The organism is Phenylobacterium haematophilum (assembly GCF_014196295.1).
GTDB classification, from domain to species: Bacteria; Pseudomonadota; Alphaproteobacteria; order Caulobacterales; family Caulobacteraceae; genus Phenylobacterium; species Phenylobacterium haematophilum.
Genome location: NZ_JACIDK010000001.1, coordinates 204,158 through 226,447 on the forward strand (window position 1 = coordinate 204,158; position 22,290 = coordinate 226,447).

General features: G+C 69.1%; 23 protein-coding genes. 13 read left to right on the forward strand and 10 right to left on the reverse strand.

Features of this window, described 5'->3' with window-relative positions; translation table 11 throughout:
- Positions 1-148: 148 nt before the first annotated feature.
- Both GGQ61_RS01080 and GGQ61_RS22575 read right to left on the reverse strand, forming a co-directional pair.
- Positions 149-1,831 (reverse strand): class I adenylate-forming enzyme family protein, encoded by a 1,683-nt coding sequence (locus tag GGQ61_RS01080; RefSeq protein WP_183769527.1) that lies wholly within the window; start codon positions 1,829-1,831, stop codon positions 149-151.
- A gap of 12 nt (positions 1,832-1,843) precedes the next feature.
- Entirely contained in the window at positions 1,844-2,998 is a 1,155-nt protein-coding gene (locus tag GGQ61_RS22575) for a thiolase family protein (protein WP_183769528.1), read from the reverse strand.
- 108 nt (positions 2,999-3,106) lie between these two features.
- Here GGQ61_RS22575 and GGQ61_RS01090 point away from each other — a divergent pair, with 108 nt between their 5' ends.
- Positions 3,107-4,129 carry an NAD(P)H-dependent amine dehydrogenase family protein gene (locus tag GGQ61_RS01090; protein ID WP_183769529.1) on the forward strand — a complete coding sequence of 341 codons (1,023 nt, stop codon included), beginning with the start codon at positions 3,107-3,109 and terminating at the stop codon, positions 4,127-4,129.
- A 69-nt stretch (positions 4,130-4,198) separates the two neighbouring features.
- Entirely contained in the window at positions 4,199-4,738 is a 540-nt protein-coding gene (locus GGQ61_RS01095; RefSeq protein WP_183769530.1) for a hypothetical protein, read from the forward strand.
- A gap of 16 nt (positions 4,739-4,754) precedes the next feature.
- On the opposite strand, the gene GGQ61_RS01100 is transcribed toward GGQ61_RS01095, so the two are convergent.
- The gene (locus GGQ61_RS01100) at positions 4,755-5,984 is read right to left on the reverse strand and encodes an acetyl-CoA acetyltransferase (protein ID WP_183769531.1); all 1,230 of its coding nucleotides are present in this window, start codon (positions 5,982-5,984) and stop codon (positions 4,755-4,757) included.
- Positions 5,985-6,067: 83 nt separating this feature from the next.
- On the opposite strand from GGQ61_RS01100, the gene GGQ61_RS01105 reads away from it, so the two are divergent.
- The 8 genes from GGQ61_RS01105 (at position 6,068) to GGQ61_RS01140 (ending at position 11,727) form a co-directional block, all read left to right on the forward strand.
- On the forward strand, positions 6,068-6,889 hold the full coding sequence (locus GGQ61_RS01105) for an SDR family NAD(P)-dependent oxidoreductase (RefSeq protein WP_183769532.1): 822 nt from the start codon (positions 6,068-6,070) through the stop codon (positions 6,887-6,889).
- Positions 6,890-6,959: 70 nt separating this feature from the next.
- Positions 6,960-7,718 carry an SDR family oxidoreductase gene (locus GGQ61_RS01110; RefSeq protein ID WP_183769533.1) on the forward strand — a complete coding sequence of 253 codons (759 nt, stop codon included), beginning with the start codon at positions 6,960-6,962 and terminating at the stop codon, positions 7,716-7,718.
- An 11-nt stretch (positions 7,719-7,729) separates the two neighbouring features.
- The gene (locus GGQ61_RS01115; RefSeq protein ID WP_183769534.1) at positions 7,730-8,557 is read left to right on the forward strand and encodes a DUF1295 domain-containing protein; all 828 of its coding nucleotides are present in this window, start codon (positions 7,730-7,732) and stop codon (positions 8,555-8,557) included.
- A complete protein-coding gene (locus GGQ61_RS01120; protein ID WP_343055969.1) occupies positions 8,554-10,050 on the forward strand; it encodes an AMP-binding protein in 1,497 nt (498 codons plus the stop codon). The genes GGQ61_RS01115 and GGQ61_RS01120 overlap by 4 nt, the downstream gene beginning before the upstream one ends.
- 74 nt (positions 10,051-10,124) lie before the next feature.
- Positions 10,125-10,565, forward strand: a complete 441-nt coding sequence (locus GGQ61_RS01125; protein ID WP_183769535.1) for a hypothetical protein — start codon at positions 10,125-10,127, stop codon at positions 10,563-10,565.
- A 53-nt stretch (positions 10,566-10,618) separates the two neighbouring features.
- Complete coding sequence (locus tag GGQ61_RS01130; RefSeq protein WP_183769536.1) at positions 10,619-10,921, forward strand: hypothetical protein; 303 nt, start codon at positions 10,619-10,621, stop codon at positions 10,919-10,921.
- Positions 10,897-11,166 carry a hypothetical protein gene (locus GGQ61_RS01135; protein WP_183769537.1) on the forward strand — a complete coding sequence of 90 codons (270 nt, stop codon included), beginning with the start codon at positions 10,897-10,899 and terminating at the stop codon, positions 11,164-11,166. Before GGQ61_RS01130 ends, GGQ61_RS01135 begins: the two co-directional genes overlap by 25 nt.
- A gap of 36 nt (positions 11,167-11,202) precedes the next feature.
- Entirely contained in the window at positions 11,203-11,727 is a 525-nt protein-coding gene (locus GGQ61_RS01140; protein ID WP_183769538.1) for a DUF6886 family protein, read from the forward strand.
- Positions 11,728-11,763: 36 nt separating this feature from the next.
- Here GGQ61_RS01140 and GGQ61_RS01145 read toward each other — a convergent pair whose 3' ends face one another.
- Both GGQ61_RS01145 and GGQ61_RS01150 read right to left on the reverse strand, forming a co-directional pair.
- On the reverse strand, positions 11,764-12,141 hold the full coding sequence (locus tag GGQ61_RS01145; RefSeq protein WP_183769539.1) for a nuclear transport factor 2 family protein: 378 nt from the start codon (positions 12,139-12,141) through the stop codon (positions 11,764-11,766).
- Positions 12,138-12,530 carry a nuclear transport factor 2 family protein gene (locus GGQ61_RS01150; protein WP_183769540.1) on the reverse strand — a complete coding sequence of 131 codons (393 nt, stop codon included), beginning with the start codon at positions 12,528-12,530 and terminating at the stop codon, positions 12,138-12,140. Before GGQ61_RS01150 ends, GGQ61_RS01145 begins: the two co-directional genes overlap by 4 nt.
- A 179-nt stretch (positions 12,531-12,709) precedes the next feature.
- Between GGQ61_RS01150 and GGQ61_RS01155 the strand changes: the two genes are divergently transcribed.
- Positions 12,710-13,627, forward strand: coding sequence for an NAD(P)H-dependent flavin oxidoreductase (locus tag GGQ61_RS01155; RefSeq protein ID WP_183769541.1), 918 nt, complete (start codon positions 12,710-12,712; stop codon positions 13,625-13,627).
- On the opposite strand, the gene GGQ61_RS01160 is transcribed toward GGQ61_RS01155, so the two are convergent.
- The 3 genes from GGQ61_RS01160 to GGQ61_RS01170 form a co-directional block, all read right to left on the reverse strand.
- Complete coding sequence (locus GGQ61_RS01160; RefSeq protein ID WP_183769542.1) at positions 13,624-14,199, reverse strand: TetR/AcrR family transcriptional regulator; 576 nt, start codon at positions 14,197-14,199, stop codon at positions 13,624-13,626. The two genes, GGQ61_RS01155 and GGQ61_RS01160, sit on opposite strands and share 4 nt — an antisense overlap.
- Before the next feature lie 51 nt (positions 14,200-14,250).
- Positions 14,251-14,418: an alpha/beta fold hydrolase gene (locus tag GGQ61_RS01165; RefSeq protein WP_183769543.1), complete on the reverse strand. Its 168-nt coding sequence runs from the start codon at positions 14,416-14,418 to the stop codon at positions 14,251-14,253.
- 123 nt (positions 14,419-14,541) lie between these two features.
- Positions 14,542-16,167 (reverse strand): AMP-binding protein, encoded by a 1,626-nt coding sequence (locus tag GGQ61_RS01170; protein ID WP_183769544.1) that lies wholly within the window; start codon positions 16,165-16,167, stop codon positions 14,542-14,544.
- A 226-nt stretch (positions 16,168-16,393) separates the two neighbouring features.
- Here GGQ61_RS01170 and GGQ61_RS01175 point away from each other — a divergent pair, with 226 nt between their 5' ends.
- Entirely contained in the window at positions 16,394-17,866 is a 1,473-nt protein-coding gene (locus tag GGQ61_RS01175) for a carotenoid oxygenase family protein (protein WP_183769545.1), read from the forward strand.
- Positions 17,867-17,956: 90 nt separating this feature from the next.
- Here the strand turns inward: GGQ61_RS01175 and GGQ61_RS01180 are convergent, their stop codons facing one another.
- Positions 17,957-18,202, reverse strand: a complete 246-nt coding sequence (locus GGQ61_RS01180) for a hypothetical protein (protein ID WP_183769546.1) — start codon at positions 18,200-18,202, stop codon at positions 17,957-17,959.
- A 104-nt stretch (positions 18,203-18,306) separates the two neighbouring features.
- Positions 18,307-19,683 (reverse strand): spinster family MFS transporter, encoded by a 1,377-nt coding sequence (locus GGQ61_RS01185; protein ID WP_183769547.1) that lies wholly within the window; start codon positions 19,681-19,683, stop codon positions 18,307-18,309.
- Positions 19,684-19,884: 201 nt separating this feature from the next.
- Here GGQ61_RS01185 and GGQ61_RS01190 point away from each other — a divergent pair, with 201 nt between their 5' ends.
- Positions 19,885-22,107, forward strand: coding sequence for a TonB-dependent receptor (locus GGQ61_RS01190; RefSeq protein WP_183769548.1), 2,223 nt, complete (start codon positions 19,885-19,887; stop codon positions 22,105-22,107).
- Positions 22,108-22,290 lie beyond the last annotated feature (183 nt).

Genomic DNA, 22,290 nt, shown 5'->3' on the forward strand with positions numbered 1-22,290 from the left:
CTATGCGTGTCATCCCGGAAAGCGCGCAGCGCCTGTCCGGCACCCATTCGCGCAAGCATAGCCAGGCGTGGCGCGGCCGTGACGCCGCCCGCGTATCCGGTGTTCATGCGTCCCGGTCTTGCTTCGCAAACCCGGATGAAACGGGGCGCTAGGCCAGCGCCGCCCGCAACTCGCGCTTCAGAACCTTGCCGACCGGATTGCGGGGCAGGCCAGGCAGGATCTCTAGCCGCTCGATCTGCTTGAACACCGCGACCTTGCGCTCGCCGGTCAGGAAGGCGTTGATCGCCTCGCGGTCCACGGTCTTGCCCGGTCGAGGCGTCACGAAGGCGCAGACCCGCTCGCCCAGCCGCTCGTCGGGCACGCCGACCACCGCGGCCTCGGCGATTTCCGGGTGCGCCATCAGGTGGCCCTCAAGCTCCTCGGACGAGATGTTCACCCCGCCGCGGATGATGATGTCCTTCAGCCGCCCGACGAAGCGGTAGTACTGCGCCCGGTCGCCGGCGATCTCGAACAGGTCCCCAGTGCGGAACCAGCCCTGGGCGTCGAACGCCTTGGCGGTCAGCTCCGGCGCGCGCCAATAGCCGGCGAACACGGTCGGCCCCTTGATCCGCATCTCGCCCGGGCGGCCAGGTTCGCTGATCTCTTCCTCGGTGTCGGGATCGACCAGGCGGCTGAAGAAGCGGTCGTTGAGCGGATAGGCCCAGTCGAAGCCCGGCGCGCCGACTCGCGGGAAGTAGGTCGCCCGCTCGCCATGGCCGGGAATGTCGTCGGCCGTGCCGCACAGCGACATGCCCTCGTTGGAGCCGAAATAGTTGACGATCTCGACGCCATAGCGGTCGTGGAAGGCGCGGATCATCGTCTCCGACAACGGCGCCGAGCCCGAACCGATAGCCCGCAGCCGGCTGAAGTCGACACCCTCCAGCAGCTTGTGATCGTGGGTCAGCAGGTTCAGCACCGCCGGCGGGGCGACGGTGTAGTCGATGGGGTGCTCGCGCATCTGCGCCAGCATCACCGCCAAGTCGAACGGATGGTGCTGGATCAGCGTCCCGCCGATCAGCAGCCAACCGGCCAGCGCCGTCGAGACCCCGCCCATATTAACCATCGGAAACGGGTTCAGCAGTCGCGCGCCCATCGACAGCCGGCCGGCGGCGACCACGCCCTGGGCCATGATCAGCCACTCGTTGTGGCTGCGCGGCACGCCCTTGGGCTCGGCCTCGGTGCCGGAGGTCCAGCAGATCGTCGCCACGTCGTCGGCGGTGATCGCCGCGGCGTCGGCGGCGTGCTTCGCCGCGGCCAGCTGCTCCGACGTGACGCCGCTCATGGCCGCGTCCAGATCCACCGCGGCCTCGGCCGCGCCGACGCTGAAGATGGTCTGCAGCGCCAGGCCGCGCAGCTGCGCCACATGGTCGTGGCCGCCGATGACGGCGCCCGTGATCGCCGCCTTGGCGCCGGTGCGGCGCACGATGCTGGAGAGCTCGTTCTCGCGGTACTGAACCGGCGCAGGCGTGACGATGATCCCGAGCTTGAAGGCGGCCAGATAAGCGAGGGTCAGTTCGACCACGTTGGGCAGCTGCACCAGCAGCACGTCGTCCTTCCCCAGGCCCGCGCCGTGCAGCGCTGCGGCCAGGCAGTCGACCGCCTGGCCCAGCTCGCGCCAGGTCAGCCGGCGCGGATCGCGGCCGATGACGGCCTGCGTGTTCGGTGGATCGATCAGCGCGTCGTCGCCCGGCCGCTCGGCGACATGACGGTCCAGCAGGTCGACCATTGTGGTCTCGCCCCACCAGCCCTGGGCGCGGTACGCGGCGATGTGGTCGGCGGGAACAAGGATCATCGTCGGCTCCGATCAGGCGAGGCGTTCGACCACCATGGCCGCGCCGACCCCGGCCGCGCCGGTGGCGACGACCAGGCCCAGGCGGCCGTCGGCGGCGTCCAGGGCGTCCAGCAGCGACGACAGCAGGATCGCGCCGGTGGCCCCCATCGGGTGGCCCTTGGCCAGGTGGCCGCCGCCGACATTGACCTTGGCCGGATCGGCCGGCCGGTCGCGCAGGAACTTGGCGATGGTGACCGCGAAGGCCTCCATGAACTCGACGCGGTCCATGTCGGCCAGGGTCAGGCCGGCCCTCGCCAATGCCTTGTCCATGGCCGAGAACCCGGCCAGCAACGAAGCCTGCGGGTCGCCGCCGGATTCGGCGTAGGCCAGGATTCGGGCGCGGGCCTTGCAGCCGCCGCTCGGCGCGCCGCCGACAACGGCCAGGCCGGCGCCGTCGCAGACCGGCGGGGCGTGGGCGATGGTGTGGCGATGGTCGATCGGGCCGTCCAACGCTTCCGCATAGGTCGCCGCCAGCGGCGCGAAGGCGGCGGGCATCGCGGCGAGGGACTCCGCCGTGGTCTGCGGCCGGGCGCACTCTTCGGCTGCCGCCGCGCCGACCGCGATGCGCGAAGCGATCAGCGCCGGGTTGGCCTCGGCCTGGCCGGTGCGGACCTGGGAGGCGAGGGCGACCGCGTCGAGTTGCTCGCGGCTGACGTCCTCGGCCTGCGCCAACCGGTCGGCCGCGACGACCACGGGGATGTAGCGCGAGCGCTTCGGGAAGCTCGCGTCCGTGTAGTAGCCGGCGTTGTCGCCCATGAACGGCACGCGCGACATCATCTCGACCCCGCCGGCCAGAGCGCGGTCGATCGCGCCGCCGGCGATCATGGTCGCGGCGTGGCCGATCGCGGTCAGGCCTGAGACGCAATAGTTGTTGAGCGTGAAGGCGTAGGCGTCTTCGGCGACGCCGGAATGCAGCTTGGACACAAGCGCGATGTTGCCGCCCTGGTCGCCGATCTGGCCGACGCAGCCCAGCACCATCGCCTGGCTCGCGCGCGGGTCCTGACCACGCGTCTCCAACGCGTCGACCAGCGCTCCGACCAGCGCCTGCGGCGTGTTGGCGGCCAGCGATCCATCGGGGCGGGCCTTGCCGCGCGGGGTCCTGACTGCGTCGTAAATCCAGGCGTCCACGTGCGTGCTTCCTCCCGACCGCGCCCTTGATCGGGCGTCTGGCCAGGCTCCGGCTTGCCACGATAAGTCTTGGAATGCAAGCTAACGAAAAGTGAGGCGAGGACGGGCATGACGCGCAAGGCCAGAGTGGTGCAATGGGCGACCGGATCGATGGGCAAGACCTGCCTGCGCGCGGTGCTGGATTCCCCGGACTGCGAGCTCGTCGGGCTGTTCGTCTACAATCCGGCAAAGGCTGGCGTGGACGCAGGCGAGATCGCGCGGCGGCCGGCGACCGGCGTGCTGGCGACCAGCTCCATCGACGAGATCCTCGCCCTCGACGCCGACGTCGTTCTGCACTGCCCGATGCTGGCCAGCCCCTATGACGGCCACGACGGCGACGTGAAGCGCCTGCTCGAGAGCGGCAAGAACGTCATCTCGATCAACAACTACTTCCACCCCTGGGCGCTCGGCGAGGCCTATGCGCAAGTCCTGGAAGCCAGCGCGCGCAAAGGCGGGGCGACCCTGGCCGGCGTCGGCGTCAATCCGGGGTGGGCGGCGGAGAAGGTCGCCGCCGCCGTGGCCGGCGTCTCCCTTCGGCTCGACCACGTCGCCACTACCGAAGTCATCGACTGCTCGGGCATCCCCAACGCCGCCTATGTGTTCGGCGCGCTGGGGATGGGCGCAGATGCCGCCGGCCTGGACCTCAAGGACGGCCCGCTCGCCCGCACCTTCACCGACATGTACGCTCAGTCGGTCGCGGCCCTGGCCGGCAAGCTGGGGATCGAGCTCGACGCCGTCGAGTCCGACCACGCCGTCACCCTGGCCGACCAGGACCTCGACGTCCGCGCCGGCGTCGTGCGGGCCGGAACCGTCGCGGCGACCACCTGGCGCGTCCACGGCCTGGCCGCCGGCGTTCGCCGCATCACCCACGCGGTCAACTGGGTCATGGACATGAGCCTGCCGGCCTTCGCCGGCAAACCGCATTGGGAGATCGAGCTCACCGGCCTGCCCGGCGTGCGTCTCTCCATGGATCTCACCGAGACCAACGAACCCGGCGTCCGCACCAAGCCCGAGCAGTACGCGGTGGCGGGAATGGTCATGGCCGCGATCCCCAAGGTGGTCGCCGCGCCGCCAGGAATTTGGCGCGGGTAGACGGCGGAACTGATTGCAGCGCTTGGAATCTAACGCCAAGTTTCGCGCCGGTCGGAGTTGGAGGGCGTAATGCTGGGCGAAGTGATGGCTGTGGCGTGCTTCATCTCGCCCAATCCCTCGCCGATGGAGTGGATGGCGAGCGGGCCGCCCGCGAAGCTGGCCGATCTGGAAGCTGCGGCCTCCGACGTCCCCGCGATCAGGCGCGTGGCGCGCGCGATGGACGGCGACATCGCCTTCGTCCGCTACGAGCTGGGCCCGTCGCTAACCTACGGCGACTGGATGGCGTTTCTGCACAAAGCTGAGGGCCTGGACGTCCTGCGCTCCACGCCGAGCCACATCGTCCCGAGCTGCCCCGACGGCCGGGCCGGGGATCTGGACGACAGCCATGCGGCGCCGCTGATCGTCGGCGTGGTCGGTGCGCCTGCAAAAACGTCCGCCGTGATCCGCGAACTGGGATGGCCCGGTACGGCGGTTCGATTGGCCGATGGTCAGAGCGCCGTCAGGTTTGAGCCGCCCGTCGATCAGGACGATCGCTATGCGCAGTTCGTCGCCCGCGCCGCCAAGGACGCCTGGCCGGAGGTGAAGGTCGTCCTGTTGCGCGCGGACTGATCGCGGGGGAGGACGGCTACCCGACCCGACCCACAACGAAGCTGACGACCGTCCCCAGCGAGCCGCCGATATTCAGGGTCTGGTAGGTGCGCGCGCCTTCGACCTGATAGTCGCCGGCGGTGCCGGTGACCTGCCGTCCGGCGTCGAGCAGCATCCGCGCGCCGGTCGCCCCGACCGGATGGCCGACGCCGATCAGCCCGCCCGAAGCGTTGACCGGGCACTTACCGCCCAGTTCGATCAGGCCGCTCTCGACCGCCTGCCAGGACTGGCCCGGCGCAGTCAGGCCGAGATGGTCGATGGCCATGTATTCGGTCGAGGTGAAGCAGTCGTGGGTCTCGACGCCGGACAGGTCCTGCGGCCCGGCGATCCCGGCGCGGCCCCAGGCGTCGGTGATCGCCTTGCGCACGTGCGGGAACACGTAGTCCTGCCCCTTCGAGCGCTCGATCTTGTCGAGGAACCGGATCCCGGCGTTGGTGTGGCCCCAGCCGAGGATCTGCGGGAAGTCGGACGCCTTCACCCCGCGGCGGGCGGCGTAGCGCTCCATGAAGCGGTCCGAGCACAGCACGATGGCGCTGGTCCCGTCGGTGATCTGGCCGCAGTCCATGCGCCGGGTGCCCGGCTCGATGATCGGGTTGGCCGCATCGTCGTCGGTGAAGTTCTCGGCCGTGAACGCCCACTTGCGGGTCTGCGAGAGCGGATTGCGCTTGGCGTTGGTGAGGTTGATCTCGGCGATGCGGTTCAGGTGCCGCCGGTCCAGTCCATAGCGCTCGCCGTATTCCTGGCTCAGGCGCCCGAACACGGCCGGCCACATGAAGCGGCAGTCGATGCCCTCGCGGCCCTGCCAGGAGGCGGCGTTCTGCACCTTCGAGGCCTCGTCGCCCGGCAGGTTCTTCTCTTCCTCGGCCCCGACGATCAGCACGCAGTCATAGCGCCCGGCCTCGATCTCGGCGGTGGCGGCCAGCACGGCGATGGAGGCCGAGGCGCAGGCCGCCTCGTGGCGCATGGCCGGCACGCCGTGCAGTTCGGGAACCACCTGGGCGACCATCGCCGCCAGATGCCCCTGACCGCGATAGAGTTCGCCGAAGGCGTTGCCCACATGGACCGCGTCGATGTCGGAGGGGTCAAGCTTGCAGGCGTCCAGCGCGCCCAGGATGCCGTCCCTGAGGATGTCCGACAGGTCGAGGCCCTCGCGCGACCAGGCGCGGGCGAAGTCGCTCTGATGACCGCCCAGAAGATAGATCGCCATGGCTTCCTCCAACCTGATCTTTCGTGATCTTGCCGACGAGCCTAAGGTATCGGTTCGTAAATGCAAGTCATAGGGAGGCCGGCATGCGGGATTTCGAGGGCAGGACAGGCGTGGTCACCGGCGCGGCCGGCGGCATGGGCGCGGCGGCGGTGCGGCTGTTCGCCGAGCGCGGGGCCAGGGTGGTGGCGCTCGACCGCCGGCTGGAGGACCTTAACGGCCTCGCCGAAGCCTGGCGCGGGGAGGGGCTGGCCGTCGAGATCGCCGGCTATGACCAGGGCGATCCCGACAGCATCGCGGCGGTGTTCGAGCAGGTGGACGGCGTCGCCGGCGGGCGGCTCGACTTCTGCTTCGCCAACGCCGGCTATGGCCGCTACCGCCCGGTCCTGGAGATCGAGGCCAAGGAGTGGAAGCGTCACACCGCGATCAACCTCGACGGCACGTTCCTGGTCGCCCAGGCGGCCGCGCGGCGGATGCGCCAGGGCGGCGGGGCGATCGTACTCAACGCCTCGTCCGGAGCGGTGTTTCCCACTGACCTGCTCTCGGCCTACTGCGCGTCCAAGGCCGGCTTGGTGATGCTGGCCAAGATCCTGGCCTCCGAACTCGGCGCCTATGGAATCCGGGTCAACGCCGTGCTGCCTGGCGTCATCGAAACCCCGATGACCGAGAGCCTGCTGTCAGAACCCGGCGTGCCGGAAACCCTCGCCAAGGCCACCCCGCTCGGCCGCGCCGGCCGCCCGGAGGAGGTGGCGCAGGCCGCCGCCTTCCTGTGCAGCCCCGCGTCCGGCTACGTCACCGGAACCAGCCTGCTGGTCGACGGCGGCCAGACCCTTCACGGCTTCCCGCGCTGGTTCAGCACCGACCACCGCGACCCCGCCGCGCCCTGGACGCCGCATGTCGACGTCTAGCACTACTTGCGTGGGGCCTCGCTTCGTGTAGCTTTCATATAAAGACTAAAAGAGACGTCGGGAGGACGCTATGCAGGTCAAGGATTCCGTCGCCCTGGTCACCGGGGCCAATCGCGGCATCGGCGAGGCGTTCGTGCGCGAACTGGTCGCCGCCGGCGCGGCCCATGTCTACGCCGCCGCCCGCGACGCCGCCTCGGCCGCTCACCTCGAGGCCGAGTTCCCCGGCCAGGTGACCGCCGTCCAGCTCGATGTCAGCCAGCCCGACCAGATCGCCGCGATCGCCGCCGCGCGACCCGACGTGTCGCTGATCGTCAACAACGCCGGCGCCTTCACCCACGGCCTGCTGATCGGCTCGCCCACCCTGGCCGGCGCGCGCGAGGAGATGGAGGTCAACTATTTCGGCTCCGTCGCGATGTGCCGCGCGTTCGCGCCGGCGCTCGCCAGGCATGGCGGCGGCGGGATCATCAACGTGCTCTCGGTCGGCGGCATCCTGGCGGCCCCGAACATGGGCGGCTACAGCCCCTCGAAGTTCGCCATGCGCGCCGCCACCCAGTGCATCCGCGCCGAACTGGCCGACCAGGGCACCACGGTCTCGGCGCTGATCGTCGGCTCGGTCGACACCCGCATGGCCGAACACGTGAAGGGCGCCAAGGAGCCGCCTTCGGTGATCGCCAAGGCCGGCATCAAGGCCATCGAACGCGGCCAGGACGAGGTCGACACCGACCGCATGGCTATCGAGACGCGCGCCGCGCAGGCCCGCGATCCGAAGGGGCTCGAGCGCCAGATGGCCAAAATGCTCAAGGCGACTGAAATTTCGACCGGCCGTTAGGGGGAACGACCATGCCTGAACTCTCACAGATCGCGACCTTGCTCGCCGTCAATTTCGGCCTGCTGGTTGTCGGCTTCCTGATCCTCTGGATGATCGGGACGGCGATCAAGGACGTCACATTCGTCGACGCCTGCTGGGGCCTCGGCCTCGCCAGCATGGCGGTGGCGAGCTTCTTCCAGACACCTGACGGCGCGGAGGCGCGCCGTTACCTGCTGACCGGCCTGGCGCTGCTCTGGGGGCTGCGGCTTGGCCTGCACATCCTCGGCCGCTGGCGTCATGAGGGCCCGGACCGCCGCTATGTGAAGATGATGGACCGGGCCAAGGCCGACAAAGGCTGGAGCTACGCCCACGCCTCGCTGCGCATGGTCTTCGCCTTCCAGGCGCCGCTGCTCTGGGTGGTCAGCCTGCCGGTCCAACTCGGCCAGATCTCGGCCCAGCCGGCGGCCGTCGGCGCGCTCGGCTGGATCGGCGCGGCGCTGTCGCTGTTCGGCATCGCCTTCGAGACCACCGCCGACTCTCAGCTCAAGCGCTTCAAGGCCGATCCGGCCAACAAGGGCCAGGTGCTCGCCACCGGCCTCTGGCGCTACACCCGCCACCCCAACTACTTCGGCGACATCTGCACCTGGGTCGGCTTCTACCTGATCGCCGCCGAGACCACGCTCGGCCTTTGGGCGCTGCCTGGTCCGCTGCTGCTGATCTTCCTGCTGACCCGCTGGAGCGGCGGGCCGTCCTACGAAAAGCGCCTGACCCATCAGCGGCCGGGCTATGACGACTACATCCGCCGCACGTCCTCGCTGATCCCCTGGCCGCCCAAGCGTCTCGACGGGAGCGCCTCGTGAGGACCCTGCTTTCGCCGACCATCGCCCCGCCGGACCCTCGGCCGATCGGGACCCTGCCGGGTCTGCATGCGGCCCGTGATCCGGACGCTCCGGCCATCACCTGCGAGGGCAAGACCCTGACCCGGGCGCAGTTCGCCGCCCGGGTGAACCGCCGCGCCCGCGGGCTGGCCTCGCATGGCGTACGGGAAGGGGACTTCGTCGCCATCGCCCTGCCGAACGGCCCGGCCTTCCTGGAATTGGCCTTCGCCGCCTGGACCCTGGGCGCGACCCCGGCGCCGGTCTCCTACCGCCTGCCGGCGCCGGAGCTGAAGGCGATCATCGAGTTGATGCAGCCGCGCGTCGTCATCGGGGGCGAAGCCACCCGCGCCGCGGGCGTCGACTTCCTCGACGAAGCGGCGACCCACGACGAGGCGGCCTCCGCCGACCCGCTGCCCGAACTGACGGCCAGGCACGTCAAGGCGATCGCCAGCGGCGGCAGCACCGGCCGCCCTAAGGTCATCGTCGATCACGCCCCTTCGATCATCGACCCGAACGCCGCCTCGCTCGGCATGCAGCCCGGCGACACGGTGATCATTCCGGGGCCGCTCTATCACGCCGCCCCCTTCGGCCTGGCCTACATGGCGCTGTGCTGGGGCTGCCACCTCGTGATCACCAAGCGCTTCGACCCCTCCGAAACCCTGCGCCTGATCGGCGAGCACCAGGTCCAGTGGGCTTATCTGGTCCCGACCATGATGCACCGCATCTGGCGGCTGCCGGACGCCGAGCGCGCCGCGGCCGACGTCTCCAGCCTGGAGATGATCGTCCACATCGCCTCGGCCTGCCCGGTCTGGCTGAAGGAGAAGTGGATCGAGTGGCTCGGCCCCGACGCGGTCTGGGAGGTCTATTCCGGCACCGAGGCCATGGGCGGCACCTCGATCGGCGGCCGTGAGTGGCTGACCCACAAGGGTTCGGTCGGCCGCCTGATGCCGGGCAGCGAGATCCGCATCCTGCGCGAGGACGGCAGCGAGGCCTCGCCCGGCGAAGTGGGCGAGGTCTTCTTCCTGCCGGCCGGCGGCCGCGGCGCGACCTACCACTACATCGGCGCCGAACCGCGGGCGAAGGGCGAGTGGGAGACCTTCGGCGACATGGGCCACATCGACGAGGAGGGCTATCTCTACCTCGCCGACCGGCGCACGGACCTGATCATCTCCGGCGGGGCCAACATCTATCCGGCCGAGGTCGAGGCCGCGGTCGACGCCTATCCGGGCGTGCTCTCCAGCGTCGTCGTCGGCCTGCCGCACGAGGACCTGGGCCAAGCGGTCCACGCCATCCTCGAAATGGCGCCCGGCGGCCCGCCGCTGGACGAGGCGGCAGTCAAGGCGTTCCTGGCCGAGCGCATCGCCCCCTACAAGATCCCGCGCAGCCTCGAGGTCACCCACGAGCGACTGCGCGACGACGCCGGCAAGGTCCGCCGCAGCGCCCTGCGCGACCAGCGCGCCAAGGCCGAAGCCTGATCGCCATGACCTCTGAGGTCATGGCCGGGACGAATCCCGGCGTCTAACCTGCTCCAAACTCAAGGGAGCAGGCGATGAACGGGTTCTGGCGGACGTGGCTCAACGGATGGTGCGCGGTGGTCGCGCTGTTCGGGATCTTACTGGCGGGCGGGGCGGCGGAGGCGACCAGCGGTCCGGTCCGCGCCTTGCTCGACCTGCTCAATGGACCCGAGCTGCTGGTGATCGACGGCCCGATGCGCTTCGCCCTGGCCGTGCTGGGCGCTGTGACGATCGGCTGGAGCCTGACGCTCTACGCCGCTATCGACGCGGCGAGGCGGCTCGGACCTGCCGGCGGGCCGATCTGGCGAATGATCCTGGCCAGCGCGCTCGTCTGGTTCGTCATCGACAGCGCGCTGTCGATGGCCACCGGCTTCAGCCTCAACCTGATCCCCAACACCCTGTTCGTCGCCGGCCTGATCGCGCCGTTGGCGGCTGGGGGGGTGCTGCGACCCTCGACGGCTCAAGCTCTGCCATAATTCCACCCTCAGCCACAGCGAGCGTCCGGGCGGAAGTTCGCGAGAAGGTGGAGATGGGGCGCGCGCAGCAACGGCTCCTGCTGCTGGCCCTGTCGATCGGGGCGCACCTCGTCGTGCTGGGCTGGCTGTTGGTCCAGCGCCATGTGCTGTCGCCGTCGCCTGAGACCCCGTCCATGGAGGTGCTGCTGGCGCCGCCGATCTTTCGTCGCCCGCGCCGCCGCGCCCGCATGCCGCCCGCTCTCCCGAGCGCGCGCCGCTCCAGCGCCAGGAGCCAGGCCTCGCCGCGCCGTCCACGGCGCCTGGCGCGGGCGAGGCCGCCGCGCCGCCGGCCGTGCGTCGGGCTCTGCGCGGCCTGATCGGCTGCCGGCTCGCCGATCTCACCGACGAGGAGCGCCAGCGCTGCGACGAGCGTCTGGCGGCGGTCGAGGACAGGATCGGCCGCAAGCTCGATCTCGACCCGCGCGGCGCCTTCGCCAAGGAGACGGCCCCCTACCTGGCCCGCCGGCCGAAGAACGGCTGCAAGGCTCGCGCCGGCGGCGACGCCGATCCGGCGGGCGAGCAGGGGGCCGCCGTCGGCATCGGCTGCGCCTGGGCGTTCTAGTTGACTGCGCTCGCGCGACGCCCGCCTAGTCGCGCCATGCGCCTGTTCCATTTCAGCGAGGATCCCGCGGTCGCGCGGTTCGAGCCGCGGCCGGTGCGCACGCCCTCGGCCCGGCCGCCCGGGCGCGAGTGGCTGAACGGCCCGCTGGTCTGGGCGATCGATGAGCCGCACCAGGCGATGTACCTGTTTCCGCGCGACTGCCCGCGCATCCTGCTCTGGCCGCTGGCGACGACCTCGGCGGCGGACCGCGCGGCCTGGCTCGGCGGGGCCGACCGGGCGGCCTATGTCGAAGCGCGTTGGCTGCCGGCGCTGAACGCCGCGCGGCTCTATCGCTACGAACTGCCGGTGAAGAGCTTCGAGAGCCTCGACGACGCCGGCATGTGGGTGGCGCGCGAAGCCGTCACGCCGCTGGCCATGGAGGAGTTGTCGGACCTGCCCGGCGCCTTGTCCGCCTGCGGCGTCGATCTGCGCGTGGTAGAGAGCCTGACGCCGCTGCGCGGGGTCTGGGAGACGACGCTGCACGCCAGCGGGATCCGCTTGCGCAACGCTGTCGGCTGGTAGGCCTGCCTTCCGCGCGGCGGAAGACAGGCGCCAGGATCAGTGCGTGGCGTTCGGATCGGCCATCTGGAAGTAGTCGCGCCAGCCGACGATCTTGCCGTCCGGCTTGAACTCGATAATGCCCATATAGGGGTGGGTCACGGTCTGGCCGCTGGCGTTGACGTACTCCTCGCGGCCCTCGGTGAAGAGGTGGGTGTCGGTCTCGGCGTGGCGCTCGATCACCCAGGTCGAGCCCGAATTGTCGGCCCAGTACTTGGTGATGAACTTCTCCACCCAGTCGCGGCCCATCAGCGGCCGGGTGCCGACGTGATAGTGGTACTCGACTTCCGGGGCGAAGAAGTCGAGGAAGTCGGCCTTGTCCTTGGCGGCGATGGCCTGCTGCAGACGGCGGATGACGTCGATCTTGGCTTCGCTCACGCGGCGCTCTCCTGCTTGGGGGCGGCCTCGATGCGGGCCGAGTCGTAGTAGTCGCGAAGCTTGCAGACCTTCCCGTCGCGGAACTCGATGGTCTGCATGAACGGGTTGTCGATCAGCACGTCGCGGGTGCGGTCGTAGAGTTTCTCCATGCCCTCGACCAACATGACGTCGCCCCTCTCGGCCCAGTTCAGCACGATCCAATCGCGCTGGTCGTAGCCCTGCTCGTAGTTGCGCAGGAACTTGCGCATGGTCGCCTTGTCGGAGATCGGCTTGACGCCCATGCGCCAGTGGTACTCGAAGTCGTCGGTCAGGGTGTCGAGGAAGGCGTCGTGGTCCTTCCGTTTCGAGGCGGCGATCATCGCCTCCAGCGTCTTCATGTTTTCGCTCATGACCGCGTCCCTCCTGCGTTTCTTTGGCCGCAGGCTATTGGCGTAAGTTCGATTATGCAAGTAACAACGCTGGAGCGGTTGACGCCGCAGCGAGCGGTCAATAAGTTGCGATTTGCAAGTCAAGGCTTGCGGCTTTTGGAGGCGCGGGGGGTTCGCGCCTGGGGATGTAAGGATACGCGATGCAGGATCTGGTTTCGCTCAAGGGGCGGCTGCGGCTGCCGGCCATCGCTGCGCCGATGTTCCTGGTCTCGGGGCCGGAACTGGTGCTGGCGGCGTGTAAGGCCGGGATTGTCGGCTCGTTCCCCGCCAACAACGCCCGCACCATTGAGGTGCTGGACCAGTGGCTGGCCGACATCAAGGCCGCTGTGGGCGACGCGCCCTGGGCGATCAACATCATGGTCCACCGGACCTATGAACGGATGGCCGAAGAGCTCGAGCTGGTCATGAAGCACAGGCCGCCGATCGTCATCACGGCGCTTGGCAGCCCCAAGGAACTGGTCGCTCAGGTCCAGGCCTATGGCGGCAAGGTGCTGGCCGACGTCAACTCGATCTCCTACGCCAGGAAGGCGGCGGAGGCGGGCGTCGACGGCCTGGTTCTGATTTCGGCCGGCGCCGGCGGCCATACCGGCCAGCTGTCGGCCTTCGCCTTCGTCCCGGCGGTGCGCGAGTTCTTCGACGGGACCATCGTGCTGGGCGGGGCGATCGGCTCGGGCCAGGCGGTGCGTGCCGCGGAAATCCTCGGCGCCGATTACGCCTATCTCGGCACCCGGCTGATCGCGTCGGAAGAGAGCATGGCCCACCCGGACTACAAGACCATGTTGGTCGAGGCGACGGCGGACGAGATCATCCTCTCGGCCTCGCTGACCGGCGTGCCGGCCAACTGGCTGAAGGGCAGCCTGGTCGCCGCCGGCTTCGACCCGGCCGCCATGGGTGCCAAGGCCGAGATCGACCTCGGCCGTCCGGAAGACAACGACGCCAAGCGCTGGAAGGACGTCTGGTCGGCGGGGCAGGGGGTCGGCGCGGTGCGTTGCATCGAGCAGGTCGGCGCCATCGTCGACCAACTGGCCGGCGAGTACGCCGCGGCCAAGGCCCGTTAGGCGGCTGGCGCCTCGTCCAGCGGCGAGGCGCCCATCAGCGCCCCGATGACCCGGCGCTGCTCCATCGGCACCGGGTTGTTCCCGAAAACGTCCGACAGCCAAAGGCCGTCGGCCACCAGCCGCTGCAGCAGCGCGTCGTCGGCCCCGACCGCGTCGTTCGGCGCGTCCCGGGTGATCTTGTCGACCCACCATCGCCAGCGATCGGCCAGGGCCGGCTCCAGCAGGCAGGCGACCAGCACCACCTTGCTGGTGCGCACCTCGTCCTCGCTCATGGTCAGCTGCACGGTCGCAGCCAGGTAGGCGCGGCCATAGCGCCCCACGGGATGCGGATCCTTGGCGGCGATAGCCTCGACCGTCGACGAGAACTTCTCGCCGGCCTCGTCGACCAGCGCCTTCAGCAGTTCGGCCTTGCTGGGGAAGTGATGCAGCAGCGCGCCCTTGCTTAGCGGCAGCCGGGCCACGACGGCGTCGAGGGTGAAGCCGGCCGCGCCGCTTTCCTGCAGGGTCTGCATCGCCGCCCCCATGATCTGGGCGCGGGTGGCTTCAGGCTGGCGTCGGCGGGGCTGGGACATGGTCGTTACATACCAACTGGACGGTAATTTGCAACGGCCCGCGCCGCAGCGTCAGGTGGTGGTCGCCAGCCACCGGCGCAAGACCGCGCTGGTCTCGTCCGGCTGCTCGATCGCCGGCAGGTGGCCGCAGCGGTGGAACAGGTGGAACGAAGGGCGGGGCAGGCCGCGCCACAGCCGCTCGTCGCAGAGCAGGCCAGGGATGAAGACGATGGGGAGCATGCCTCGGTTCTAGCGCGGGCCGGCGTCAGCTCTCGCCCTCGACCAGGATCAGCTTGGTGAAGTTCGAACGTTCCTGGGCCTCCGGATTGTCGAGGAAGGCGCTGTCGCCGACAGAGCGGCCGCCTAATGCGTCGACAGCTTTTCGCGCTTCACCCGGATGCCGGCGGCCTCCCGGTCCCAGGTCTGTGCGGTGACGCCTTCTTTGCGCAGCTCGACCTTCTGGATCTTGTTGGTTGGGGTCTTGGGCAGCTCGGCCTCGACCCGCACATAGCGCGGCACCATGAAGTGGGCCATGCGCGGAATCAGGAACTCGATCAACGCCTTGGGGTCGACGCTTGAGCCCTCGCGCGGGGCGACGCAGACCATCACCTCCTGCTCTCCGCCCGGCAGGTCGACGCCATAGGCCGCCACCTCGCGCACGTGCTCATAGGCGCTGACCTCGATCTCGATCTCCAGCGAGGACATGTTCTCGCCGCGGCGGCGGATCGCGTCCTTCTTGCGGTCGACGAAGTAGAACAGCCCCTCGGCGTCGCGCCACAGCAGGTCGCCGGTGTGGAACCAGCCGTTGCGCCACGCCTCGGCCGTGGCCGCCGGATCGCCCAGATACTCCTTGAACAGCTCCCAGGGGCGGTCGGTGCGGATGGTAAGCTCGCCGACCTCGCCGACCGGGACCTCCTGGTCGAAGGCGTCGACCAGCCGGCACTGCACGCCGGCGCGCGGCCGCCCGCAGCTGCGCATGGTCTTCTCGTTGACCTCGCTGATCAGCGGCGAGGAGACCTCGGTCATGTTGAACCCGGAGACGTAGTCGAACCCGAACCGCTCGGCGAGCGCCACCGTCTCCTCCGACACCGGCGACAGCGTGCAGATCCGCAGCGGATTGTCCTTGTCGTCGGGCCGGGGCGGCTCCTTGTGCAGGAAGCTCGTCAGGGCGCCGATGAAGCCGCTGCAGGTGGTCGAGCCGGTCTGGCGCACCAGGTCCCAGAACCGGCGGGTGTCGAAGGCCTCGAAGAGGGCTATGGAGCCGCCGCTGGCCAGCGCCGCCATGATCCCGCTGATCCCGCCGACATGGAACATCGGCAGGTTGACCAGCATCCGGTCGTCGGCGCGCATGTAGCCGTAGGTGACCCGCGCCGTTGTCCACTCCTGGACGTAGGAGGTCACGACCGCCTTGGAGGGGCCGGTGGTCCCGGAGGTGAAAATGATGACCGGCGTGTCCCAGGGCTGCGGATCGGCGAGGATCGCCTCGCGCGCATCGCCGTTCAGCGCCGAAGGCGGTTCGATGGCCTGGGGCAGGTCCAGCGCATTGGGGCCCGGCGCGGTCAGGATCACGCGCTCCAGCGCGGGCAGGCTCAGGCCGGCCAGCCGCGGGACGAGGTCCGGGTGGATGATCGCGATCTTCGCGCCGGTCTTGTTGACCGCGTGCTCCAGCAGCCGGCCGCGGAAGCTGGTGTTGATCGGGGCCAGCGCCGCGCCGGCGTAGTTGGCCCCGAACCAGGCCCGGCAGAGGGCGGCGGAGTTGGGGGCCCAGGCGGCGACGATGTCGCCGGGCCTCACGTCGCGCGCCTGCAGGGCCGCGGCGGTCGCCAGCGCGATCTCGCGGGTCTGGGCCCAGGTCCATTCCTCGCCGGTCTCGAACCGCAGAAACACCTTGTCGGGCGTGGCCTGCGCGTGCCGGTCGATGAGCCGGGGGACGACGCAGTCCGCAGCGCTCGGCGCGGTCTTCTGGTCGAACCAGACGGGGTGGGACATGGGTTTCCTCCAACCAGACTCTGGCGCCTGGCGGCCGCTTCGGTCGGCGGCGCTGCCCTTGCGCTTGGTTTGAGATACATCAAATCAGTTTCAAAATGAAAGTGATATTCGATGTGGCGCCTGCTCAGATGCCGGCTTGTCGGAATCCAACTGGCAAATTGAAACTAAATGCGCTTATCATGCGCCAACGAGGATGGCCGCGAGCTGTCCAGCAAGGGAGAGCGACATGCCCGTCGAACTGGTGAACCGGGTCCACAGCACCATCGAGCCGAACGACCACCCCTATATGAACGGCGCCTGGACCCCGCAGCATGAGGAGTTCAACGGCGAGGGGCTGGAAGTGATCGGCCAGGTCCCGGCCGACATCGACGGCGTCTATGTCCGCAACACGGAGAACCCGGTCCACGAGCCGCTCGGCCGCTATCACCCGTTCGACGGCGACGGCATGCTGCATGTAATGAGCTTCAAGGACGGCCAGGCGGCCTATCGCAACCGCTTCGTCCGCACCAAAGGCTTCCAGGCCGAGGAGGAGGCGGGCCGCGCGCTGTGGGCCGGTCTGGCCGAGAACCCCGCCAAGTCGACCCGTCCGGGCTGGGGCGCGCACGAGCGGCTGAAGGATTCGTCCTCCACCGACGTCGTCGTCCACGCCGGCAAGATTCTCTCGACCTTCTACCAGTGCGGCGAAGGCTACCGCCTCGACCCCTATACGTTGGAGCAGGAGGGCGTCGAGAGCTGGACCCCGATCGACGGCATCTCGGCCCACCCGAAGGTCGATGAGCACACCGGCGAGCTCCTGTTCTTCAACTACTCCAAGCACGCCCCCTACATGCACTACGGGGTGGTGGGCCCAGACAACAAGCTGAAGCACTACATCCCCGTGCCGCTGCCGGGCCCGCGCCTGCCGCACGACATGGCCTTCACCACCAACTACTCGATCCTCAACGACCTGCCGGTGTTCTGGGAGCCCGAGCTGCTGGAGAAGAACCTGCACGTGGTGCGGTTCCACCGCGAGATGCGCTCGCGCTTCGGCATCCTGCCGCGCTACGGCAAGCCCGAGGACATCAAGTGGTTCGAGGCCGATCCGACCTACGTCCTCCACTTCCTCAACGCCTTCGAGGATGGCGACGAGGTCGTGCTCGACGGCTACTTCGAGGAGAACCCTGAGCCGAAGTCGTCCAACAGCGCCCCGGCCGGCTATGAGCGGATCATGGCCTTCCTCGACCAGAACGAGCTGCGGCCCAAGCTGCACCGCTGGCGCTTCAACATGAAGACCGGCGAGACCCGGGAGCAGCGCCTCGACGACCGCATCCTTGAGTTCGGGGTCATCAACAATCAGTACGCCGGCCTGCCGTATCGCTACGGCTACAGCGCCGTCTCCAAGCCCGGCTGGTTTCTGTTCACCGGCCTGGTGAAGCACGACCTGAAGACCGGCGAGAGCTGGGCGATCGACTTCGGCGAGGAGCGCTACGGCAGCGAGCCGGGCTTTGCGCCCCGCGTCGGCGCGGTGGACGAGGACGACGGCTATCTCGTCACCTTCGTCACCGACATGCTCGCCGACCGTTCCGAATGCGTCGTCTACAACGCCAGGAAACTGGCCGACGGCCCGGTCTGCCGGATCATGCTGCCCGGCCGCATCTCCAGCGGCACCCACGCGACCTGGGGGCAGGGGCAGGCGATCCGCGCGGCGCAAGGGAAATAGGCGTCATAAGTCCCGGGGCCGGCTCGACGGCTCCGGGCGACGGGTCGGGTCCCGGTCTGAGTGGTGCAGGCCGGGACTTTTCGTATCCGCCTACCAGGTCTTCAGCGGCTTCACGGCCATCGGGGCCTTGTAGATGTAGATCTGCGGTTTGGCGGCGCTGGCCGGCTTGGCGGTAAGCCTGACGGTGTTGTCCGTCTTGGCCGAAGCGGGCTTGTAGGTGGCGGCCATCAGCAGGCCGCTCGACTTGGCGTCGTGGCGCACCTGTCCGCTGCTCTGCGCGGACGCTGTCCCCATGGCCAGCAGGCCGAGGACAGCGGTCAAGGCGACGAGTCTCACGCGCCTTCCTCCCATGTATCGTCTAGTCTCGCGGACCTTCTTGCGGGTCCGTCCAGCAGGCTGCACCGCTTTCGGTCTCGGTGCAAACCCGCAATCTACAAACGTCAGTGATCGGACGCTTCGGCGGTCTCTTCCTGCGAGGCGCGGACATAGGGTTTGATCGCCGCGATCAGCGCCGCGACCCCCAGCGGCAGCACCACGGCGGTGACGATGGCCACGGCGACGCCGATCTTGGCCGGATCCTTCAGCCAGTGGTCGCTGATCAGCGCCACCGCCGTCGGCCCGACCGTGAAGGCGACGATGTTGCCGATCAGCAGGTAGAGCGCGATCACCCGCGCCCGCACCCGGTTGGGCGTCACCGCCTGGAACGAGACCGCCGGCAGGCCCTGGGTCAGGCCGAACCCCAGGCACATCAACGCCAGCATCGCGGCGGCGAGCTCGCCGCTCGCCATCATCGGCGCCGCCAGGGCGAAGGGGAAGGCGCCGAGCGCGCCGATGATCGCCACGCGCAGCACCGCGTCCTTGCGGCCGGCGGCGGCGAAGCGGTCGGTCCACCAGCCGCCGATCAGCACGCCCAGCGTGCTGCCGACCAGCAGTATGGTCCCGTAGACCGCCCCGACCTTGCCGACCGGCCAGCCGTGCGCGCGCATCAGGAAGGCCGGCGCCCAGGTCAGGTAGGCGGCGATCACCACCCCGACCAGCGAGTAGCCGGCCGCCAGCAGGGTGAACACCAGCCAGCGGCGGCGCAGGTAGGGACCGAGCGGGGCCGAGGGCGCGGCGCCCGCGCCCTGGCGGGCCGGCTCGCGCAGGAACAGCATCGCGGCGATGAGCACCGGGCCGGGCAGGCTGACCAGCATGAAGGCGATCTGCCAGCCCTTCAGCGTCCCGACCAGCGGCAGGCTGACGGGCGGGGCGGTGCTGGCCCATTCGATCACCGCGCCGCCGATGATCAGCGCCATGCCGACCCCGGCGATCGAGCCGATCGCATAGATCCCCATGGCCCGCGCCCGCTTGGCCGGCGGGAAGGAGTCGGCGATCATCGAGTAGGCGGCCGGCGAGAGCCCGGCCTCGCCGATCCCGACGCCGACGCGGGCGGCGAACAGCGACACGAACGACCCGGCCAGACCGCAGGCGGCGGTCATCGCGCTCCACACCCCGATGCTGACCATGATCAGGTTGCGGCGCGAGCCGCGGTCCGCCAGCCAGGCCAGCGGGACGCCCATCAGCGTATAGAACAGCGTGAAGGCCAGCCCGCTCAGCAGGCTGAACTGGGTGTCGGTGATTCCGAGGTCGCGGCGCAGCGGTTCGACCAGCAGGGTCAGGATCTGCCGGTCGACGAACCCGACTGCATAGGCGGCCATCAGCACCAGCACCATGGTCCAGGCGCGGGCCGGGGCCGGCCAGTCGGCCGCGGCGGCCGCGGGCGATCCCAGCGCCGAATCCTTCGGTCGGGCGGCGTTCGACATCGTGCTTTGAAGCATTCCCGGGCCCCCGAATGGCGCGGCCGTCTGCGCGGCGTTCGTCCTACCGTCGCCTCGGAAGTATCAAAATGCAAGCTAATCTGATGCGACTTTCAAAAAAGGACTTGTGCGCATCAGTTCATTAATGCAAGTCTCTCGTCACGGGCCACAGAGCCCGGTCGATCGGCGCCGGAGCGCGCCGCGCAAACACGGGGGAAACTCATGACCAGGCAAGCGCTCATCCTGTTGGCTAGCTGCGCCGTCGGGGCGCTTTCAACGGGGACTGCGGCGGTCGCCCAGACCGCGCCGGCGGCAAATTCGCGGCCCGTCGCGGTCGAGGAAGTGATCGTCACCGCCGACCGTCGCGAACGGAAGCTGCAGGACGTCCCCTCGGCGATCAGCGCGATCACCGAGCAGGCGCTGGAACGCAGCCGCATCGTCGATCTCAGCTCGCTTTCGACCACCGTGCCCTCGTTCTCGATGACCGAGAGCTCGGCCCTGGGCAAGGAGCTTAGCATCCGCGGCGTGACCAGCGTGCGGATCCTCGACGCGACCGCCGAACCGTCGGTGGGGATGTTCGTCGACGAGGTCTATCTCTCGCGCATGGGCTCCGCCTTCACCGACTTCTACGATCTGGAGCGGGTCGAGGTGATCCGCGGCCCGCAGGGCGTGCTGCTGGGCAAGAACGTGGTTGGCGGCGCGATCAGCGTCATCACCGCCAAGCCGAAGTTCGATCCCTCGGGCGCCACCACCATCTCGTTTGGCAACTACGACTCGGTGATGGCCAACGGCTACGTGACCGGGGCCCTGACCGACGACCTGGCTGGCCGCGTCGCCTTCCAGGTCCGCAACCGCTCGGGCTACAGCAAGAACGTCGTGCTGGGCGGCGACATGGACAACCTGAAGTCCTATCAGGGGCGCGGCGGGCTGCTCTATCGCGCGCCGGACGCCGACCTCCAGGTTCTCGCGACCTTCGACTACGGCTCGGACGAGACCGACGGCACGGCCCGGGTTATGACCGACGATCCCTTCGCCGCCGGCACGGGCGCGGTCGCCGCCTGGCGCGCGGCCCGCGGCCTCGGCCCGCGCGACGCCACCAGCCCGCAGCATGAGTACAGCCGCCGCATCACCCGCGGCGCGATGCTGCGCGTCGACTGGGGCGTGTTCGAAGGCGCCAAGCTGACCTCGATCACAGGCTATCGGTCGTCCAAGGGCGTGATGGGCTTCAACCAGCTGGGGATCGGCTCGCCGCCCGGCCTTGCCGACACCTTCTATTCGACCAGCGAGAAGCCCGAGACGATCAGCCAGGAACTGCGCCTGGTGTCGGACAATCCGGACAGCCGCTTCGACTGGATCCTCGGCGCCTTCCACCAGAGCGACGATGTCACCCGCTACGATTCCAACGTCGCCACAACGTCGACCACCATCCCGGCGCTCAGCGGCACCTTCCTCTACACCAACAAGGCCGACCTCAAGACCACCGCCGTCTTCGGTCAGATCGGCTACAAGTTCACCGACCAGCTCAAGGCCACGATCGGCCTGCGCTACACCATGGACGACAAGAGCGGCACGCGTCTGGCCCAGTGCCTCGAGGACGGCGGCGATGGCCTCTGCGTGGCGGCCCTGGTGTTGGCCAAGGGCCAGTCCTTCACCGTCAACTACGGCAAGGATTGGAACGCCCTGACGCCGCAAGGCATCATCGAGTACCGACCGAACGACAACGTCATGATCTACGGCAGCGTCGCCAAGGGCTTCAAGGGCGGCGGCTGGGACCACCTGCCGTCGACCGCCGCGGCCGCCGCCATCGGCTACGACCCGGAAAAGGCCACCAACTACGAGATCGGCGTGAAGTCGGACCTGTTCGACCGCCGCGTGCGCCTGAACCTGGCCGCCTTCAAGATGGACTACAAGGACCTGCAGTCCCAGCAACTGGTCCTGGAGTGCCTCTGCCTGATCACCAGCAACGCCGGCACGGCCGAGATCAAGGGGCTCGAGGCCGAAGGCACCTGGGCGGTCAGCGAGGACCTTACCCTGACCGCATCGGGCTCGTGGCTCGACGCCAAGTACAAGAACTTCGTCGACGGCGCGGGCGTGGTGTTCTCGGGCAACCGCATCCAGCGCTCGCCGGAATACAAGTTCGACATCGGCGCCAACTACGTGTTCGGCATCGGCGAGTGGGACCAGGCCTTCAGCCTGCAGACCAACTACACCAAGCAGGGCAAGAGCTACTGGACCCCGGCCAACACCTTCGCCCAGGAGCCCTTCGGCCTGTGGGACGCCTCCCTGCGCGTCCAGCCGCCCGGCGCGGCCTGGTCGGTCACGGTGTGGGGCAAGAACCTCACCGACGAGCTCTACGCCGTCGCGGCCCAGACTTTCTTCGGCGACCTGATGAACTACTACGCCCCGCCCAAGACCTACGGCGTGGACCTGAAGTACGAGTTCTAGCGGCCCGCCTCCCGGGCTGACGACTGAGCCGGCGCCGTTCCCTCGGGCGCCGGCCTTTTCGTTTTGGGAGACCGGGGAGCCGCGGGGGGGCTGGGTGAACCCGTCGAGCGGGTTCCCGCGACTCCCCGCCGCCCCCAGAGCGCGCCCGTAAAGGCCTCGCCCCTAGAACCCCGGCGGGTCGCC